General features: G+C 64.7%; 11 protein-coding genes. 6 read left to right on the forward strand and 5 right to left on the reverse strand.

Going from position 1 to position 20,002, the window contains the following annotated elements:
- Positions 1-64: 64 nt before the first annotated feature.
- Positions 65-1,645, reverse strand: coding sequence for a thioredoxin family protein (locus XcyCFBP4188_RS12035; protein ID WP_043909372.1), 1,581 nt, complete (start codon positions 1,643-1,645; stop codon positions 65-67).
- A gap of 497 nt (positions 1,646-2,142) precedes the next feature.
- Here XcyCFBP4188_RS12035 and XcyCFBP4188_RS12040 point away from each other — a divergent pair, with 497 nt between their 5' ends.
- Positions 2,143-2,826 carry a thermonuclease family protein gene (locus XcyCFBP4188_RS12040; RefSeq protein WP_104592195.1) on the forward strand — a complete coding sequence of 228 codons (684 nt, stop codon included), beginning with the start codon at positions 2,143-2,145 and terminating at the stop codon, positions 2,824-2,826.
- A 212-nt stretch (positions 2,827-3,038) separates the two neighbouring features.
- Here XcyCFBP4188_RS12040 and XcyCFBP4188_RS12045 read toward each other — a convergent pair whose 3' ends face one another.
- A complete protein-coding gene (locus XcyCFBP4188_RS12045) occupies positions 3,039-3,380 on the reverse strand; it encodes an HPF/RaiA family ribosome-associated protein (RefSeq protein WP_006451224.1) in 342 nt (113 codons plus the stop codon).
- Positions 3,381-3,734: 354 nt separating this feature from the next.
- Here XcyCFBP4188_RS12045 and XcyCFBP4188_RS12050 point away from each other — a divergent pair, with 354 nt between their 5' ends.
- The gene (locus tag XcyCFBP4188_RS12050) at positions 3,735-6,158 is read left to right on the forward strand and encodes a DUF3772 domain-containing protein (RefSeq protein WP_043909374.1); all 2,424 of its coding nucleotides are present in this window, start codon (positions 3,735-3,737) and stop codon (positions 6,156-6,158) included.
- A 796-nt stretch (positions 6,159-6,954) separates the two neighbouring features.
- On the opposite strand, the gene XcyCFBP4188_RS12060 is transcribed toward XcyCFBP4188_RS12050, so the two are convergent.
- A complete protein-coding gene (locus XcyCFBP4188_RS12060; RefSeq protein WP_104592197.1) occupies positions 6,955-9,063 on the reverse strand; it encodes a phosphoglycerol transferase I in 2,109 nt (702 codons plus the stop codon).
- 373 nt (positions 9,064-9,436) lie between these two features.
- Entirely contained in the window at positions 9,437-11,161 is a 1,725-nt protein-coding gene (locus tag XcyCFBP4188_RS12070) for an ABC1 kinase family protein (RefSeq protein ID WP_023902319.1), read from the reverse strand.
- 129 nt (positions 11,162-11,290) lie between these two features.
- On the opposite strand from XcyCFBP4188_RS12070, the gene XcyCFBP4188_RS12075 reads away from it, so the two are divergent.
- Positions 11,291-12,232, forward strand: a complete 942-nt coding sequence (locus tag XcyCFBP4188_RS12075) for a DUF808 domain-containing protein (protein ID WP_043907935.1) — start codon at positions 11,291-11,293, stop codon at positions 12,230-12,232.
- Positions 12,233-12,658: 426 nt separating this feature from the next.
- The gene (locus tag XcyCFBP4188_RS12080) at positions 12,659-13,963 is read left to right on the forward strand and encodes a glycoside hydrolase family 10-like protein (RefSeq protein ID WP_043908009.1); all 1,305 of its coding nucleotides are present in this window, start codon (positions 12,659-12,661) and stop codon (positions 13,961-13,963) included.
- 111 nt (positions 13,964-14,074) lie between these two features.
- Here the strand turns inward: XcyCFBP4188_RS12080 and XcyCFBP4188_RS12085 are convergent, their stop codons facing one another.
- The gene (locus XcyCFBP4188_RS12085) at positions 14,075-15,703 is read right to left on the reverse strand and encodes a GGDEF domain-containing protein (protein ID WP_104592199.1); all 1,629 of its coding nucleotides are present in this window, start codon (positions 15,701-15,703) and stop codon (positions 14,075-14,077) included.
- A 486-nt stretch (positions 15,704-16,189) separates the two neighbouring features.
- Here XcyCFBP4188_RS12085 and glgA point away from each other — a divergent pair, with 486 nt between their 5' ends.
- Positions 16,190-17,773, forward strand: coding sequence for a glycogen synthase GlgA (gene glgA, locus XcyCFBP4188_RS12090; protein WP_167393538.1), 1,584 nt, complete (start codon positions 16,190-16,192; stop codon positions 17,771-17,773).
- The gene (locus tag XcyCFBP4188_RS12095; protein WP_104592200.1) at positions 17,770-20,001 is read left to right on the forward strand and encodes a 1,4-alpha-glucan branching enzyme; all 2,232 of its coding nucleotides are present in this window, start codon (positions 17,770-17,772) and stop codon (positions 19,999-20,001) included. The genes glgA and XcyCFBP4188_RS12095 overlap by 4 nt, the downstream gene beginning before the upstream one ends.
- Position 20,002 lies beyond the last annotated feature (1 nt).

The raw sequence follows: 20,002 nt of genomic DNA on the forward strand, positions 1-20,002 counted from the left end.
TGCTGATGAAGCAGCTGTTATGCGGATCCACCTGCGTAGGTACACCGCGCATCTACGCCGCGCGTCACCCCAGCCAGCCGGCGCAGGCGGCTGGCTTGTTCTTGTCCGCGCAACTTGTCTGGGCCTTCTGGCGCAGGCGCGTCAGGACTGCACCGCCAGCCGGGCTCTGCTTGCTCCACGTCTTCAACGATGCTCCGACTTCCTCAAAGTGCTCGCGGTTCTCTTGCAGATAGCCATCGGATTGCCGCGTCAGATCCCCGATCACTCGGGTTGCAAGCGTCTCGATACCGGTGCCGTCATCGGGCCTGAGGCGGATCAGCGCGTCCAGATAGGTCATGCCCCGCTCCACGATGGTCCCCTGGCTACCGGTCGAATCGTAGGCCTTTTTGAACCATGACAGCGCAGTCTTTGAGTCACCGCGCTGCTCGGCAAGTATGCCCAGGTAGGGCATGTAGTAAGACGGTGTCTTGCTACGCGCCAACTCGGCCTGCATCAATTGAGCAGATCCTTTGTTATCGCCCACCAGAGCCAACAAGCCGGCAGCACCTGCAATCGTGGATTGACGCTCTTCATCAGTCTTGGCTTCCGTCACCGCCCATTGAACGCGCTGGTGCACAGTCTTGACGACTGCTGCGGGCAGCGGAGGTGGCGGTGTATTTCTTTCAGGTCTGGCCGGCTGGCCTTGCGCCAGGCGTGCAAGGTCGATCTCGGCATACGCAGTCCGCAGACGGTCAACAATCGGTAGCGAGGGATCGGCATAGGCCTGCGCCAACGCCTGACTGAACTCCCTGGACAATTCTGCACGTTTGCCCGCATCGTCGGTCGCCGCAGCAATCAGCGTGGCGGCACCTCGAACCAGTACATTGAGATTGTTCCGGACTTCCGACGGGTCGGAAAGCACCGTTTGCAGCAACGTGTATGTTGCCGGGCTTGCGACGGGCTTCTGTTTTGTGACTAACACTGCCAGCAGCTCGAAGCGACGCTGCAAGGCCGGCTGCGGTGCCGCCTTTGCCAATGCAGCAAGCACGCCGGGCGCAGTCTTTGCATCTATCAGCTGGTCGTCCTGTAACCAGCTGTAGTTGCCGAGAAGGGTCCACTCCTCAGGCTTGAGAGTGTGTGGAGCTTTAAGCGCCCGTTCCAGGATCTGTTTTGTACTTGTGCTGGATTGCGCTGCCACACGCAGACTATCGACAAGCTCGGCAGTACTGCTGTCGCCAACCAGCCGCGTGATTTCGCTGCGATCCGGGCGCAGCAAGATAACAGTGGGATACCCCTTGACGCCGAAGCGTTCGCCCCAGGTCTGCGCTTCTTCCAGGTCTGCGTCCAGATGCACCGCCACGAATTGCTGCGTCTGCGCGATGAATCCCGGATCCTTGAATGTGGTGGCCTTGAGCCGGTTGCACGGTGGGCACCAGATTGCGCCCCAATACAACAGGAGTGGTTTGCCGGCTTTCTTCGCCTCTTCCATGGCTTTTTCTACATTTCCCTCATGCCAGTTTATGGCGGGTGCCACTGCTGGCCGCGTCGCTGCTGCGGGCGGCGCGGAGACCGCCGACGGCGTCGATCTTTCGCAGGCCGTGAGCGCTGCCAGCAAAGCGGAAAGTGCGATGAGCGTGGGGGACGGCGAACGAAACGACAGTGCCATGGGAAGCCTTTGCCTGACTGAGGTTGGCTGAACGCGTTTGTCTAAAAACACTTCCACGCCTGTAATTTTCTGAAGTGTTGCCTTTTTTGACGTTGCCCAGAGCGGAAGATGCGAACTGCTGTCACGCCGAACGCATCGTATGTGGAAAGCGCATGCGCAAGAAGGGGATGACTCGGCCCACCCTTTGGTCAACCCAAAGCCCACCGCTAGCTCATCGAGCGTCTGCAGCAATCACTGAGCCTGCTCGACATCCGGCCCTTGACCACCTAGTCATCGGCGGCCGTAAGAACGTCAGCCTGGCGGAAAGGAGATGAGGATCGCGCTGCCTTTCGCAGCCGCTTCCGGCTACAGTGCCGGGCCGTTTTGGCACGCATTTATTGCTTGCCGGCGATCAGGCCGACGGAGCCGACCTGACACAGCCAACCGGCTGAAACGTTGCCAACAAGGCGAGCAGAAAGGACTGCGCGTTGCCGATTTCTTGAAGGAAGTTGCTGTTGATGTTGTTCAGATGTGCGTTGTTTTTTTCGCTTGCGTTGATTGCTTCATCCGTCTTGGCACAAGAGCTCAGCGGCCGCGCGACGGTGACCGACGGAGACACCATCACCGTCGCTCAAAAGCGCATCCGTCTTTGGGGCATCGATGCCCCGGAAAGCGCACAGCAGTGCACAGCCAAGGACGGGCGCGCCTGGCCGTGTGGCCGACGCTCAGCCGCAGCGCTGGACAGCCATCTGCTGGACAAAACCGTGCGTTGTGAACCGCATGACATGGATCGCTATGGAAGGGTCGTTGCGGAGTGCTTCGTCCAGGGACAGTCCCTCAACGGCTGGATGGTTCGCTCGGGTTGGGCAGTGGCGTATCGCCAATACGCCACTTCCTTCGTTGCAGACGAACGCGTTGCCCAGCAGCAGGAGCGCAACATCTGGAGCGGATCCTTCCAGATGCCATCGGACTTCCGACGCGCCAAACGCGCGTCATCGGTGAAGGCGTCATCCCACGCATCGACTGTTGTCATCGCGGGTTGCAAGATCAAAGGGAATATCTCTGGCAAGGGAAAAAAGATTTTCCACATGCCCGGTCAGCGCGACTACGAACGCACCTCCATTGCGACCGCCCGCGGCGAGCGGATGTTCTGCAGTTCCAGAGAAGCCTTGGAGGCCGGATGGCAGCCGGCAAAACGTTGATGCCGCGTTGTTGCGCAAGCGCAGGCCATCACGCATGGTTGCAGCAAGTAGTGCCGCAAACAACGGCGTCCAAGCGCCAGCACGCAGTGGCTGGTGCCTCCACCTCGCTTAGCAAAGCGGCCCGCTGCAGTGTCACCGCAGCGGGCCGATGTTTTTTTCGGTTTGGCACGGCAGGGGCGCAATGCGGCCCTGCCGTAGCTCGGATGCTCTGATCAGAGCATGTCCGGCGGCGGCGCGGTCGCCTTGGCGTGCTGCTTGCCACGCGCATGTTCGATGGCGGTGCGCAGCTTGCGCGCGGCGCCGGTGACGGCGGAAGCGGTGGTTTCGGCGCTATTGGTGGCCGCGATCGGCGGCAGGCCGGCGACGTGTGCCTCGATGCTGCAGGTTCGATCCGCCGCGCCGCCGCGTTGACCGTTTTCATCGCGCAAATGCACTTCGACGCGGGTGATGTCGTTGGCGAAATGCGCCAGCTGGGCGGAGCAGGTCTTCTCGACATGCTGCACGACAGAGGGGTCATGCGGCACGTGCTTGTCGGTCTGGATCTGAATCTGCATAGAGTGTCTCCTTCGCGGTCATCCGCTGCGTCTGCCGTAGCGGTGACTCGATTCTGCGACAGCGCACCGTTGCGGCGAGGTGACAAGCTGCACCGCGTTCATGCGCAGGTCGGGATGGGTGGGGCGTCCATCCCCCCTGCGGCTGCCAGCTGTGCCGCGGCTATCGCGCACGAACCGCCAATCGCGGAGTGCCAGTCCACACTGGCGAGCTCTGCCAGACTGAATCCTCACGGCAGCAGCGATCGGCTGTACCCGAAGCAGTGGATTAAGATGCCGTCACTGCGGTAGTCCGCGCTTGTCCAATGCCTGCCTGTGTCTGAATTCCGATTTGCTCTGGGTGCCCATCGCGGCGTGTTGCGGCGTGTGCTGTTGCTGGCTGCGTTATGGATGGTGTGCGTGGGCGCCGCAGTGGCGCAGGACGACGACACGCTGCTGGAGAACGCGCAGACCCAGCTGGACAGCATGCAGAAGGTGCTGAGCCAGGCCGACACCGGCATGGACAAGGCCGATAAGGACCAGCTCGGCAAGCTGACCGACGACGTCACCGGCGCGCAGCGGCAGGCGCAGGATCTGGTCCGCACGCTGGAGCCGCCGCTGAAGGAGCTCAACGTGCGGCTGGAGGGGCTGGGCGTCGCTCAAAAGAACGAACCGAACGACTTGCGCGAGCAGCGCCAGTCGCTGACCAAGCAGCGCGATCGGCTGGATGCCGAGTTCAAGCGCGCCACGCTGCTGGTCTCCAATGCCAAGGACCTGGCCGATCGGCTTGAACGCGAACGGGTGCAACGCTTCAGCGTGCAGCTCTCCACGCGTGTGGCCTCGCCGCTGTCGCCGACATTGTGGAACCAGATCGCACAGCAATGGCCCGACGATCGTGCCCGTCTGCAGGCGCTTTCCGCCAAGACGGTGCAGATGGTGCAGGCGGGAACTGCAGCCAACGGCGTGGGCGGGCTGATCACCGCCGCCGTGATCACGTTGCTGCTGGCACTCCCGATGCGGATATTCCTGCGCCACCTGGGGCGCCGTTACGCAGCCTCGCGTGCGCCCGGCGGACGCCTGCGACGCTCCGGGCTGGCACTGTGGTTCTTGCTGGTCGGTACACTGAGCCTTGGAATTGCGGCGTTCGTGCTGGTTGAAGGCATCAGCGCGCTTGGCGAGCTGCCGGACGATCTGGATCAACTGCTGACCGGGTTTGTCGCCGTCAGTCTGGTGGCCGCCTTCGTCGGTTCGCTCAGTGCAAGTCTGTTGATGAAGCACCAACCCAGCTGGCGCTTGTTTCCGCTGGACGATGCCACCGTCGATCGCCTGCGCGTGCATTGCCTGGCTACCGCCGCGGTCATCTGGCTCAGCGGCATGGCCGCAAAGATCAGTGAAGCCGCAGGCAGCAGCCCTGCGCTGACGACCGCCACCGATGCGGTCGCCGCGTTGTTGTATGCGGGGTTGATCCTGTCGGCGCTGGCCGGCCTGAGCCTGTCGTTGCGGGCGCAGGCGGCGACTGCGGGCGCGGTTGATCCCGACAGCGATGCGCCAACGCCGGTGGTGTCGCGGGGCGGCGGCTTCATCGTGCTGATTCGGCTGCTGGGCCATCTGGCGGTGATCTTCGCCTTGATATCGGCCTTGTTCGGCTACCTCAATCTGGCGTTGTTCGTGGAGCGGCAGATCATCTGGATCACTCTGATCTGCAGCCTGCTCGGTTTGCTGGTGGTGTTTGCCGACGATCTGATGAGCTGGATGTTCAATCCGGACGGCCGTTTCAGCCGCGCGCTGTCGCATGCGCTGAGCATCGGGAGCGGACGCCTGGTCCAGCTGGGGCTGCTGCTGTCCGCAGCGACGCGGGTGCTGCTGGTGCTGTTGGGCATCGCAGTGCTACTGACGCCTTATGGAGCCAACATCAATGTGGTGACCGGCTGGGCGGAGAACATTACCCACGGCATCCCCATTGGCAAGGAACTGGTGATCACCCCCAGCGATGTGTTCAGGGCGCTGTGTGTGTTCCTGCTCGGCATGGGGCTGGTGCACGTGGTGCAGCAGTGGCTGCTCAACACCTATTTGCCCAAGACCGAGCTCGATGACGGTGCGCGCAACTCCATCAGTACGGTGGCGCGCTATCTGGGTTGGCTGATCGTGGCGATCTGGGGCCTGACCGCGCTGGGGCTGGATCTGAAGCGGCTGGCGCTGGTGTTGAGCGCATTGTCGGTGGGTATCGGTTTCGGTCTGCAGGCGATCACGCAGAACTTCGTGTCCGGCCTGATCCTGCTGGCCGAGCGGCCGGTAAAGATCGGCGATTGGGTGCGCATTGGTGACCAGGAGGGCGATGTGCGCAAGATCAGCGTGCGCGCCACCGAAATTCAAGTAGGCGACCGCTCCACCCTGATCGTGCCCAACTCGGAATTGATCACCAAAAGCGTGCGCAACATGACGCTGTCCAACCCGATGGGCCGGGTGCAGCTGCAGTTCTCGGTGCCGCTGGAAGCCGAAGTGGGCAAGGTGCGCGACATGTTGCTGGAACTGTTCGCCGAGCACACCAAGGTGCTGGCCGAGCCGGCGCCGGCGGTGTTCATCGATTCGCTGGCCGGCGGCCACGTCAACTTCAATTCGTTCGCCTATGTCCGCAGCCCGCGCGATGCATATGGCGTGCGCAGCGAGTTGTTCTTTGCGCTGCTGCAGCGGATGGAAACGGTGGGCATTGCGCTGCAATCGCCGCAGGAAATTCGTTTCAGCCGTGCGGGCGCGGCGGTGGCGCGCGATGCAGGCGATGGCACGCCTGCATCGGAAGACTGAGCTGGCGCGTGCACGCATTGCGCGGGCATGGGCGCTGCAGCCACGCCTTAGATCAGCTGCTGTACGACTGATCTATCCGCACTGTCGAACTGCTCCAAAATAACCGGGATGTCGATTCTTCGCGTTGTTTGGATACAGTCAAACGATCAGGTCAAAAAGCCTGGTTAGTCGAGTCGAGTCGAGGGTGCGGTGCCCTCACCGCTCGCGGGACACGCCGCAAGTACGTCCATGTAGGCTCGGTGGCGGCATCCATGCCGCCATACGGTCCCGCAATCGGTAAGGGCACCGCACCAGAAAGTTGGTCGGCTGCTTTCTTAACAGCTTGTTGGTTGCTCGACCTGTATTGGAACGTTGACCGAACGCGCCGTTGTCCGAACAACATGCATCGTGCATTGCTTGCACCATGCACACCGACACTCTCGACTGGTCCTTGCCCGCTCACCGTCGCGGGACCTTACGCGGCATGGATGCCGCGTAAGAGCCTACACGGACGTACTTGCGGCGTGTCCCGCGATGGTGGGCGGGCAAGGGCCCTGCAGCCAAGCCAAAGATCATCCGCTCCATAGCTGATCTATCAGCACCGTCCAATCATGTTGTCCAATCGTTTCAAGGCGACCGAGATCTCATGGTCTTGAAGTGGCCGACAAAAAACGTCGCGCGCAATTGGCAAAACCAGTGTGGACGGTACGCTCAGAACCGGCATGTACGCGTGGTACATGCCGCACCGAGCAACCAGCGCTGAGCAGCCGCACCGAGCAACAGCGGCGCACGCCTGATGCCCGTACAGCGCCGCAACTCAGGAGCGGTCTGCGACAGGCGTTTCCTTGACCAGTGCCAGATCGTCCACGCTGACGTCTTCGGTGTAATCCAGCCAGGCGCGGATTTCCAGGTCCTCCACCGCATGTTCCAGGCCTACCGGCATGCGGATGCGTCCCGCCGCATCGGGCACCACCCATTGCTGGGCCAGCACCACCTTGCGCTCGGATGACACCGCTTCCACCCAGAATGCACGCGTGGGCCGGCGTTTAGCGTACAGCTCCAGCATGTAGCGGCCGGCCTCGGTCTTGCGCGCAGTCTGGGTGAGCATGATCGGCTGACGCACGCGTGGGCGCGGACCTTGCTGGCTGGCATCCAATGGCGCATCGACAGCAATGCCACGGGTCAGGTCCGGGTCCCGATACAGCTTCATGCTCTGCTGGCGATCGACCACCAGCGCGCACCAATTGCCATCGGCTGAGCCGTCTTCGAATGCCGTGCAGCGGTCCACATACGCCAGCGTGCCTTCGGTATGGGTGCGATCGAACTGGCGCGAAGTGTTTTCCAGATACACCGTTTTCAGATTGGTGTCCTCGTCGTATTCCAGCAGCACCGGCGGGCGTACCTGCTGCACGCCCACCACCACATCGCCATTGCCGTTGATGCGCAGCATGCGTGTGCTGCGCCCGGTCCATAGCGTGCGTGCGTAGGCCAGATAACGCGGGTAGTCCTTGCCGCTGTCGCGACTGGCCGCCGCGCTGGCGCTGGGTGGGGCATCGCTGGCCAGCAGCGAACGGCCGAAGCCCAGCGTGCGCATGCCCGGTTCCAGCAATTGCAGCAGCGTTGCGCCTGAATCCAGTGTGCTGCCGGTGCGCGTGACCACTTGCTGCGGCGCGATGTCCTTGCCCAGGAACAGCAGCAGGTTTTCGCGCTTCTGCTTGGCGAGTACATCGCTGAGATCGTTGGGCATCGCCAGGTGATCGGAGGCGATCACGATGATGGTGTTCTTGCCGTAGCGGCTGTTGCGAATGCGCGCGACCAGCTCACCGATCAACCGATCGCTGCACTTGATCGCATGCAACAAACCGATGTCGCCCAGCGCGCTGTCGTAGTGCTGGCCCTTGCATGCCAGTGGCAAGTGCCCGGCAGGATGGTGGGTGTCCATGGTCAGCGTGGTGAGCATGAACGGCTGACCGGCGCGCGACAGCGTCTGGAAGCTGTCCCAGGCATCGTCCAGCAGCACATCGTCGTGCACGCCCCAGGCGGAAAAGTGTTTCGGCGCCACGCCCTTGTCGTGGAAGTAGCTCACATCGTGCACCACATCGAAGCCATGGCTAGACAGAAAACTGCCCTTGCCGGCAAAGCTGGCATCGGCGCCGCCGACATAGTGATTGCGGTAGCCCTGATCCTTGAGATAGTCGCCCAGGCAGCGCGCCTCGGGCAGAAACAGGCCCATGCGGCCCATGCTGTTTTCATCGCCGGGCGCGGTGGTCAGCGGCACGCCGCACATCGAGGCGACCATGCCGGCAATGGTCCAGCCGCTGCCTTCGGTGGAGGTGAGGTTGCGCACGTCCACCGCCTCGGTGGCCAGCGCGCGCAGGTTCGGCATCAGGCCGGGAAACACGTCTTCATCGAAGTAGGTGCGTTCCAGGCTTTCGCCGTAGATCCACACGATGTTCTTGCGCTTCTGCAACGGCTGCTGCGGGACCAGATATTCCGGCACCACGGTGGCGTAATCCACCGTGCGCAACTGGTAGTACAGGCGTTTGCCATCGCGATACAGCGGGCTGACCGCGATGCTGACCAGCAACATCGTCACGAACGCAGAGAACACCGCACCACCACCGCGCGGGCGACGGAAACGCCGCACCTTGAGCAGCACCAGCGGGCTGAGCGACAGCAGCACCATGCCGATGAACACGGCGATATAGCCGGAAAAATCGCTGACCCCGGCGCCGTCCATATCGGCGCGCAAGTGGTACAGCGTTGCGGCGTTGATGCCATCGCCACTGAGCCGGTCGACCAGGCCCCAGGCGCTAAGCAGCAGCAACAGCAACGACAGTAGGCCAGCCTTCAACCACGCCAGACGCGGCGAGGCGACCAACAACCAAAGCAACAGCAACAACGAGAACAACAACATCCAATGCATGCGGCAGCGTCCGTGGGGGGATGATGCGAGCGCGTACCGGACGCCTTGCTCGCCTGTCCTGTGCGCCACCTGCAATGTGACACCCGGATGACGGACTATGCCGCGCTGAAGCTGACTGAAATGTTTGCTGGAGTCGAGCGCCTGCCGCAACGCGGCGCAGCGTGCGCGCTGACGATCACCTGGTCGCGGTGGCGCTCGCTGGAGATTCGCGGTCTCTGCATTCCGCACCTGGCGTGCTTCTCGCACATAGGCGACGTCTCGATAGCGCCACATCGCTCCACCGCTGGACGCGGCGGTCTTGGCAAGCGACGCCGGGCGGAGCCATGTCGCGCCCGGGTGCGCTCCTACGCATGTGTGTGGTTTGTGCGTGGCGCTATCGGTGCCCGCGTTCCTCGCGTGCACGCACGCGGCGGTCGAAGAACAATGCACTGAGCACGATACCCAGACCCAGGAAGACCCCGAGCAGAAACAGCACCATCGCAATCGCCGGGTAACCCCACAATTTCAGCCCGGTTTCGATGCGCATCATCTGCGCCGAGGCCATGATCAGCGCCGCCGTCACGATGCCTGCCGCCACCCGGTTGGCGATCTTCTGCAGGCTTTCCATCAGATGCGATTCTTCCAGCCCGGTGACGCGCATCTGCAGGCGGTTTTCTGCGGCCAGCGAGAGAATCTCGGACATGCGCCGCGGCCCTTCGCGCACCAGATGCTGCAGTTCCATCGCCTCGCTGGCCAGGTTGGCGGCGGACAGGGATTTTTTCAGGCGCGCACGCATCACGTGCTGCAGATGGCGCTCGACGATGCGGCGCGTATCCAGGGTGGGCGACAACGCGCGGCACACGCCTTCCAGATTCAATAGCGTCTTGCCGAGCAGGCTCAACTCCGGCGGCGTGCGCAGGCCGTTGGCGGTGGCGATGCGCACCAGATCCAGCACCACGCGGCCTTCGGAGGTGGTGTCGTGGGCGGCGTAGCGGGCGATCATCTGCCCGGTCTCGCGCTGGTAGCGGTCTTCGTCGTAATCCTCCAGCCGCGTGCTCAGCGCGATGGTCTCTTCGGCGACCTCTTCGCCGCGGCCATCGACGGCGGCGAACAGCAGCTTGAGCAAGCGCTCGCGCAGGCGCGGTGGCACGTGCGCGACCATGCCCAGGTCGAAGATCGCCAGGCGCCCGTCCTGCAGCACGCGCAGGTTGCCCGGATGCGGGTCGGCATGGATTTCGCCATGCACGAACATCTGGTCCAGATAGCCCTTGACCAGCTCCGCGGCCAGGGTGTCCATCGGCTGTTCGGTGCGACGCAGGCCGGAGATCTTGTCCACGCGCACGCCTTCGGCCAGCTGCATGGTGAGCACCTTGCGGCTGCTCAGGTCCCAGATCGGTTGCGGGATCCACAGCATCGGAAACGGCTTGAGGTGCTTGCCGAAGCGCACCAGCGTTTCGGCTTCGTCCTCGTAATTGAGTTCGGCGCGCAGGGTCTTGCCGAATTCGCCCAGCCAGTCGGCAAAGCGCACGCGGCGGCCGATGCCGGTCAGCCGGTCGGCGGCGGTGGCAAAGCTCTTGAGCACGTCCAGGTCCGAGCGCACCTGCGCGGCCACTTCGGGCTTTTGCACCTTGATCGCCACCGGTGTGCCGTCGCGCAAGGCGGCGCGATGCACCTGCGCCAGCGAGGCGCAGCCCAGCGGCACCGGATCGAAAAACGAGAAAGCCTTGTTGACCGAGACGCCGAGTTCTTCTTCGATGATCTGGCGGATGCGCTCCACCGGCACCGAATTGGTGTTTTCCTGCATGCGCTCCAGCGCGGTGGCAAATTCCGGCGGCACGATGTCCGGGCGCGTGGACAGCATCTGGCCCAGTTTGACGAAGGTGGGGCCGAGTGCCTCCAGATCGGAGACGAATTGGTCCGGGGTGCCTTCGGCAGGCACTTCGTACTCGTTGATCGCCGCCGGGTCCAGGTTCATGCCGGCAAACACGCCCGAGCCGCGATAGCGCAGCAACAGGCGCAGGATCTGGGTACGCCGGCTCATGCCGCCCACCACGGCGTTATCGGCCGGGATCGCGGCCTGGGCCGGCGTGCGGGAAGGATCGTTCGGACTCAAGGCCATCTCCGGCACTCGTGCAATCGCTGAGTGTGGCCAGCGCTGGGTGGTGACGTGGTGAATCCGATGCACCCCATCACCCAATGCGGGCGCTGGATCGGCGAGAATCCAGCGCCACCCACGAAGGACCCCCGCATGGCCGGTGCCAGCCTGTTCACCCTGCTCGACGACATCGCCACCCTGCTGGACGACGTTTCCATCCTGACCAAGGTCGCGGCCAAGAAGACCGCCGGCGTGCTCGGCGACGATCTGGCGCTCAACGCGCAGCAGGTGACCGGCGTGACCGCCGACCGCGAATTGCCGGTGGTGTGGGCGGTGGCCAAGGGCTCGCTGGTCAACAAGGTGATCCTGGTGCCGGCGGCGCTGGCGATCAGCGCGCTGGAAGCCTGGCTGCGCGGGCGCGGCTACAACGTGCCGCTGGTGATGCCACTGATGATGATCGGCGGCGCCTACCTGTGTTTCGAGGGTGTGGAGAAGCTGGCGCACAAGTTCCTGCACAACGAGGAAGAAGAAGCGCAGCGGCATGCCGAACGCACCCGCGCGCTGGCCGACCAGAGCGTGGACGTGGTGGCGCTGGAGAAGGACAAGGTCAAGGGCGCGATCCGCACCGACTTCATCCTCTCGGCGGAGATCATCGTGCTGTCGCTGGGCGTGGTGGCTGGGGTGTCGTTCGGCCAGCAGGTCGCGGTGCTGGTGGCGATCGCGCTGGCGATGACCGTTGGTGTCTACGGCCTGGTCGCGGCGATCGTGAAGCTGGACGACCTGGGGTTGTATCTGACCAACAAGGGCGCGGCGTTGGCGGCGTTGGGTCGCGGCATTCTGGTGGCCGCACCGTGGCTGATGAAGTTCCTGTCGGTGGCCGGCACGCTGGCGATGTTCCTGGTCGGCGGCGGCATCCTGGTGCACAACATCCCGGCGCTGCACCACGTCGTGCAGGACCTGACCAAGTCGGCTGCCGGCATGGGGTGGTTGGTCGATGCACTGGGCAACATGCTGGTTGGCGTGGTCGCCGGTGCCATTGTGCTGGGCGCGGTGATGCTGTTCCAGAAGCTGCGCGGGAAAAAACCGGCGCATTGACGCCGCGTCACGGCCGCCGGGTTGGGAGGCAACTCGGCGCCGGTTTGGCATCGTTGGCTGGCGTCGGTCGAGCGCAAGGGCGATGACGGCGGCTGCCAACGATCCGCCAGTGACTGCCGGCCGTTTGCGAGTGCCCATCTGCACGATGGCGCCGCCGTTTCGGGCATTGCGTCACGGCGGCTGCGTACCTGACGAAGCGAGGTTCGTGATTCCGATGTTGCGCGCGTCTTCCGGCGGTCGTCATTGCTAGGGTGTGCCGCGTGGGTGGTATCGGAATGTGCTGCATGACGGCAGCCTGGCGTAGAGACCGGGCCACACTGCAGCAGCGCGATGCAGGAGGGATGCGTGAAGAAAACGGCTGAGGAACAAGACAACACGCGTGCGGTGCGGCTTGCCGTGGAGCAGCCGGATCAAGCGCGCCAGGCAATGTCTGCAGCGGATCGGGATGCGGTACCGGTCGGTGGCTCCCCCGGCATTGGTCGGCGGCGCTTTCTCGGTTTGGGCTCGGCAGCAATGGCCGCGGCCATCGTGGGGGTTCCAGCCAGCGCAGCCACGCCGGCGAGCGCTCAGATGCGCGCGACCTGGATCACCAGCGTGTTCAATCTCGATTGGCCAAGCGCTGCGTCCGCACGGATCGTCGACCCTGCCGAACGTATCGCGGTACAGCAGCGGGAATTGCTGGCAATCGTCGATCAGGCCCAGGCGCTGCATCTGAATACCCTGGTCTTTCAGGTCAAGCCCTGTGCCGATGCGCTGTACCGCTCGCGCATCCTGCCATGGTCGCCGGTCATGACCGGCGTTCTAGGCAAGGACCCGGGTTTCGACCCGCTGGCATTCTTGCTGCGGCATGCGCATGCGCGGGGCATCCAGGTGCATGCCTGGCTCAATCCCTATCGTGTTTCGACCGGCCTGGACCAGGCTACGCTGGATGCGTTTGCCACTGCGTCGACCGATTCGCCGCAGAGCGTGTATCTGCGCCACCCCGACTGGGTGGGCGTGGCGGCCAATCGGCTGGTGCTCGATCCCGGCATTCCGGCCGTGCGTCGCTGGATCTGTGGCGTGGTCGCCGAGCTGGTGGCGTTCTACCGCGTGGATGGGGTGCAATTCGATGACTACTTCTACACCGAATCGGCGCAGTCTCCCCTCGACGATGCACAGACCTATGCCGCCCACGGGGCCGGATTTGCCGACAAAGGGGATTGGCGCCGCGACAACACCTATCGATTGATGCGAGAGGTGGCCAGGACCATTCGGGCGATCAGGCCAGCGGTGGCATTTGGGGTCAGCCCGGCCGGGGTGTGGCGCAATCGCCAGGATGATCCGTTGGGCTCGGACACACAGGCCGGTGCGCCCGCATTCGATACCAGTTACGCCGATACCCGCCGTTGGGTTCGCGAAGAACTCGTGGACTACATCGTGCCGCAGATTTACTGGCCGCTGGCACGCCAGGCAGTGCGCTACGACACCATCGCACGCTGGTGGGCGGACACCGTGCGCGGTCGGCGCGTGCAACTCTATATCGGCATGGCGTTGTACAAAGTCGGCACTGCCAACGCACTGGAGCCGGATTGGACAGTGGACGGCGGTGTGCCCGAGATCGCCCGCCAGCTGGACGTGAACGCATCGCTGCCTGAGGTTGGCGGCTGCATGTTGTTTCGCCACGGATTTCTCGCTGCGGCCCAGACGCAGCAGGTGGTGGACTATCTCACGCTGCGTTGGCAGAGCCCTTGAAGCGATCGGCAAGACGCCTGTCCAGCCAATGAGGCGACGGAAGGGGCTGACTCTGCCTGTCCCACGCAGGCGTCGGGTCCGGTGCGGGGACGCACCTGTCGGCACGTACCGCTAATCCGCGCTGATCACCCGGTTCTTGCCGGCCGACTTGGCGTCGTACATGGCGCGGTCGGCGCGGCGGATCACATCGTCCTGGGATTCGTCGAGATGGCGCAGTGCCACGCCGCCGCTGAAGCTGATGAACACGCGCACGTCGTCGTGCAGCAACGAGCGTTGTGCCAGCGCGCGCTGCAGGCGGATCACCGCTGCGCTGGCTTCGAAGATGGTGGAGTCCGGCAACAGCAGCACGAATTCCTCGCCGCCGAAGCGGGCGATGGCATCGGTGGTGCGCAGCACGGCCTTGGCAACGTCCACGGTGTGGCGCAGCGCGGCGTCGCCGCCGGCATGGCCGTGGGTCTCGTTGAGGCGGCGGAAGTCGTCCAGGTCCAGCATCGCCACGCATAGCGGCTGCCCGCTGCGCTGGGTGCGTGCGGCTTCGCGCTGGAACAGTTCTTCGAAACCGCGCCGGTTGAGCGCGCCAGTGAGCTGGTCTTCGCGCACCAGGCCGGCCACGTCCTTGAGTTCCTGTTCGAGCGAGGCGATGCGCTGCTCGGAATCTTCGACCTGGCGGCGGGCCGAGAGCAGTTCGTCGCGTGCGGCCAGTGCCTGCGCCTGCACCCCGGCGGTGTCCTGCAGCAGGTCCTGCAACAGGCGATTGAGGTCCGGAATGCCGCGTGCGTCGCCGATCGCCTGCGAATAACCGGCAACGCGATCATGGTATTCGCCGGTGCTGGTGGCCATGCCGTCCAGCCGGTCGACGAAGGACACCATCATCTCGCGCATGGCCGTCTTTGAGTCGGCGATGCCTTGCTTGAGCAGGCCTTGCTTGTAGATGACCTCGCGCAAGGTGCCGCGCACCTGTTCGATCGAATTGACGTCCAGCGGGCCGGAAATCAGTTGCCGCACCACCGAGATCTGGCCTTGCAGCCAGCTACGATCGTCGAGCAGTTCGCCGACGTTCTCTAACAATAGATCGAATAAGCCGAGCAACAGGTTCTGTTGCTCGCTGGCATCCTCGGCGCGCAGGCCGATCTGGTGGCTCAGCTCGCGCAGCCGTTGTTCCAGCGTGATCAGTTCGTGTCCCGGGCGCCAATGGCGCAGCGCCGAGGCCAGCGTCTGCGCCTCTTCGGCCAGCTCCGGGCTGCGTTGCAGCAGCGTGGCCAGCGCGTTGCCCAAGGCATGCCGCAGCAGATCGCGCAGCTGCTCGGCCTCGGTGCGGCCTTCGGCCAGCGAATCGCCGGTGTCGACGGTGCGGATGTACTTGTCGATCAACTGGCGCAGGCCGCGGCCGTAGCCAGGCCAGTCGCCGGCCGCGTAAGCCGCGCTCAGGCGCACGCCCATGTCGCCGAGTTCGCCGTGCAGGCTGGCGATCCCTTCGGCGAAGGCAAGCAACAAGGCCTCCGGATGCGACGCATGCGAGAACAGGCGGATCAGCAAGGCCGTGGCGGCGGCAGGATCGTGCGCGCCGGATTTGGTCTTGGCCGGCACCAATTGATGCGCCGCCAGACCTTGCCCACCGCGCTCGCCGCTCAGCACGGCCGGCAAGGCCGCAGCCGGGCGCGCGCTGTCCGCCCCGCCCCAGGGCAACAGGCGGCGCAGCCCGCCACGCGGGCGGCTTGGGAGTTCAGGCTGGTCTGCCATGCGCCAGGGTCTCAAAGTCGTAGTGCTATCGCTCGTTATCGGCGCGCAGGCGGGTGGCTTAAGCGGGCCAGACAAGAGGACGTATGACCAGCATGCGCGCATCGGCCGGTCAGGGGCGCGACCAGTGCTGCGCACGTGCGCATGAACAAGTCATGCAAGTGACGGCGGGCGCCGCCGACAGATCCCGCCTGCGGTGCATTGCAGTGCTGATGCACCGATAGAGGGAGGTCATCGCCCTGCAATGTGCGGCTTATGCCTGCGTGCATGCGCAACCATGCGCAACGGAATGTCGGTTGTCGCAGAAAAGTCAGCACGTATTCACGCATTTTTTATTTGGTCGGGGTGTAGATTCATCCTCAAGGACAACGTGGAGTACGCGCGTCATCCCCGCTCCTCATTCGCAGCAGGTCGCCTGGCCGCAGTGGCAGACGATGGTTTCCGCTTCGCTGTTTTTCCGTCTCCACCCACTTTACGACGGACGTTTAGATGGTTGCCATGATGCCGCTGCACGCTACTACCGCACGCTTAGAGCGAAGCACGATGATCCCTACTCTGAAGAAGAGCGGGCGACCGCGCGATGCACGTGGGCGTTTCATCCGGCACCACGAGCGCCTGCCGGTCTCGTTGGCCGACACGCGTGGTGCGCTGTTCGTGGTGTCGGAGATGGCGGACTTCATCAAGGCCGGCGGTCTGGGCGATGTGGCCGCGGCGCTGCCACGCGCGCTGCGCCACCGTTACGACGTGCGGGTGTTGATCCCCGGCTACCGCGCGGTGCTGGCACGCGCCGGCAAGGTGGAGATCGTCGGCCGGGTGTTGGCGCATGCTGCGCTGCCGGCCTGCGACATCGGCCGCATCGTGCAGTCCGACGGCCTGCCGATCTACATCCTGTTGTCCAAGGAACTGTTCGAACGCGACGGCTCACCGTATGTGAGCACCAGTGGTTCGGAGTTCGAAGACAACGCGATCCGCTTCGCTACCTTGTCGCATGCCGCCGCGCAGATTGCCGCCGGCCATGCCGGATTGGGCTGGAAGCCGCGCCTGCTGCACTTGAACGACTGGCCGTGCGCGTTGGCGGCAGCCTATGTGCGTTGGTCCGGCGGTACCACGCCGTGCCTGCTGACCATCCATAACCTGGCCTATCAGGGCCTGGTGCCGTATTCGATGGCCGCCGCGCTGGGCATCCCCGCCGAGCGGGTGGCCGAGCTGGAGTTCTACGGGCAGATGTCGTTCCTGCGCGGCGGTATCGTGCATGCCGACCACGTCAACACGGTCAGCGTCAGCTATGCCCAGCAGATCACCGGCCCGGCACAGGGCTGCGGGCTGGATCGCCTACTGGCCGGCCGCGCAGCCAAGGGCGCGCTCACCGGTATCGTCAACGGCATCGACGCCAGCTGGGATCCGCGTACCGACGCACATCTGGATGCGCATTTCAGCGTCAATCATTGGCAGGGCCGTCAGGCCAACGCCGCGCAGGTGCGCAAGGCCTTCGGCCTGCGTGAAAGCACCGGCCCGTTGTTTGCGGTGGTCTCGCGGCTGGTGCATCAGAAAGGCCTGGACCTGATCTGCGAGGTCGCCCCGCAGATCGTGGCGGCTGGCGGCCAGATCGCAGTGATCGGCGGCGGCGAGCCGGAGATCGAGCAGCAGGTTGCCGAGCTGACCCGGCGTTATCCCGGCCAGGTCGGTGCCTTCATCGGTTTTGAAGAAGGCCTGGCGCGGCGCATGTTCGCCGGTGCCGACTTCCTGCTGATGCCGTCGCGCTTCGAGCCCTGCGGGCTGAGCCAGATGTACGCGCAGCGCTTCGGCTGCCTGCCGATCGCGCACGCCACCGGCGGCCTGATCGACACGGTGGATGACGGCGTCACCGGCTTCCTGTTCCAGCAGGCCAGTGTGGAGGCCTTGCGCCGCTGCCTGGAGCGCGCCTTCCGCACCTTCCGCCTGCCCAGCCTGCTGTCGGCGATGCGCCGCGCCGCGATGCTGCGCCCCAGCGGTTGGGATGTGGCGAGCAAGAAGTACCTCTCCCTCTACGAACGCACCGCCGCCACTGCGCCCGCGCTTGCGACGGTGTCATGAGCGAACGGTTGGGCGTGCAGGGGCAGGAGACGGAAGCAGCGGCGGTGAGCATGGAAGAGGCGTCCGAAGTCATGCGGTGCGTGCAGGCGCTGGCCGATGGATTGCCCGCCGATGCCTTCGCGGTACTGGGCCCGCACACACAGGCCGACGGCCGCCGCCTGGTGCGCGTGCTGGCGCCCGGCGCCGAGGCGATGGGGCTGATCGATCCGCGCGGCAAGTTGTTGGCACGCATGCAGCCCGGCGCGATCGAGGGCGTATTCGAAGGCGTGTTGGCGGTGGAGGGCCCTTACCGGCTGCGCATCGTCTGGCCGGATGTGGTGCAGGAGATCGAAGATCCCTACGCGTTCGCCGCCACGCTGGATGAGTCGGTGCTGCTGCAGATTGCCGCAGGCGATGGCCAGGCGCTGCGCAACGCCTTGGGCGCGCAGCATCTGCACTGCAACGATGTGCCGGGCGTGCGCTTCGCCGTATGGGCGCCGCACGCGCAGCGTGTGGCAGTGGTCGGCGACTTCAACGGCTGGGACCTGCGGCGGCATCCGATGCGCCAGCGGATCGGCGGCTTCTGGGAGCTGTTCCTGCCGCGCGTGGAAGCCGGTACCCGCTACAAGTACGCCATCACTGCCGCCGACGGCCGCGTGCTGCTCAAGGCCGACCCGGTGGCGCGTCAAAGCGAATTGCCGCCTGCCACGGCCTCGGTGGTACCGGGCGCCGCGGCGTTCGGGTGGGCCGATGCCGCCTGGATCGCTTCGCGCGATGCGAGTGCGGCGCCGGCGCCACTGTCGATCTACGAAGTGCACGCCGCTTCCTGGCGCCGCGATGGGCATGACCAGCCGCTGGATTGGCCGGCACTTGCCGCACAACTGATTCCGTATGTGCAGCAGCTTGGCTTCACCCATATCGAGCTGCTGCCGATCACCGAGCATCCGTTCGGTGGCTCGTGGGGCTATCAACCGCTGGGCCTGTACGCGCCGACCGCGCGGCATGGCAGCCCGGATGGGTTTGCCCAATTCGTCGATGCCTGTCATCGCGCCGGTATCGGCGTGATCCTGGATTGGGTCAGCGCGCACTTCCCGGATGACGCACATGGCCTGGCGCAGTTCGATGGCGCCGCCCTGTACGAACATGCCGACCCGCGCGAAGGCATGCATCGCGACTGGAATACGCTGATCTACAACTACGGCCGGCCGGAAGTGACCGCCTACCTGCTGGGCAGCGCGCTGGAGTGGATCGACCACTACCACCTCGACGGTCTGCGCGTGGATGCGGTGGCCTCGATGCTGTACCGCGACTATGGCCGCGCCGAAGGCGAGTGGGTGCCCAACGCGCATGGCGGGCGCGAGAATCTGGAGGCCGTCGCTTTCCTGCGCCAGCTCAACAGCGAGATCGCCACGCGCTTTCCCGGCGTGCTGACCATCGCCGAAGAATCCACCGCCTGGCCGGGCGTGACCGCGCCGATCAGCGAAGGCGGCCTGGGCTTTACCCACAAATGGAACATGGGCTGGATGCACGACACGCTGAGTTACATGCAGCGCGATCCGGCCGAGCGCGCGCAGCACCACAGCCAGCTGACCTTCGGACTGGTCTACGCGTTCTCCGAACGCTTCGTGCTGCCGCTCTCGCATGACGAAGTGGTGCATGGCACCGGTGGTCTGCTCGGTCAGATGCCGGGCGACGACTGGCGGCGCTTTGCCAACCTGCGTGCCTATCTGGCGCTGATGTGGGCGCATCCGGGCGACAAACTGGTGTTCATGGGCGCCGAATTCGGCCAGTGGAACGACTGGAATCACGACCAATCGCTGGACTGGCATCTGCTCGATGGCGCCCCGCATCGCGGCGTGCAGCAACTGGTGGGCGATCTCAACGCGGCCTTGCGTCGCGTGCCGGCGTTGTATCGCGGCACCCATCGCGCCGACGGCTTCGACTGGAGCGTGGCCGACGATGCGCGCAACAGCGTGCTGGCCTTCATCCGCCACGATCCCGATGGCGGCGCACCCTTGCTGGCGGTGAGCAACCTCACCCCGCAACCGCACCACGACTATCACGTCGGCGTGCCGCGTGCCGGCGGCTGGCGCGAAATCCTCAACACCGACAGTGCCCATTACGGCGGCAGCAATCTCGGCAACAGCGGTCGCCTTGCGACCGAGCCGATGGGCATGCACGGGCACGCACAACGCCTGCGCCTGACCTTACCGCCGCTGGCCACGATCTATCTGCAAGCGGAGAAATAAC

Source organism: Xanthomonas hortorum pv. cynarae (genome assembly GCF_002939985.1).
Lineage (GTDB): Bacteria > Pseudomonadota > Gammaproteobacteria > Xanthomonadales > Xanthomonadaceae > Xanthomonas > Xanthomonas hortorum_D.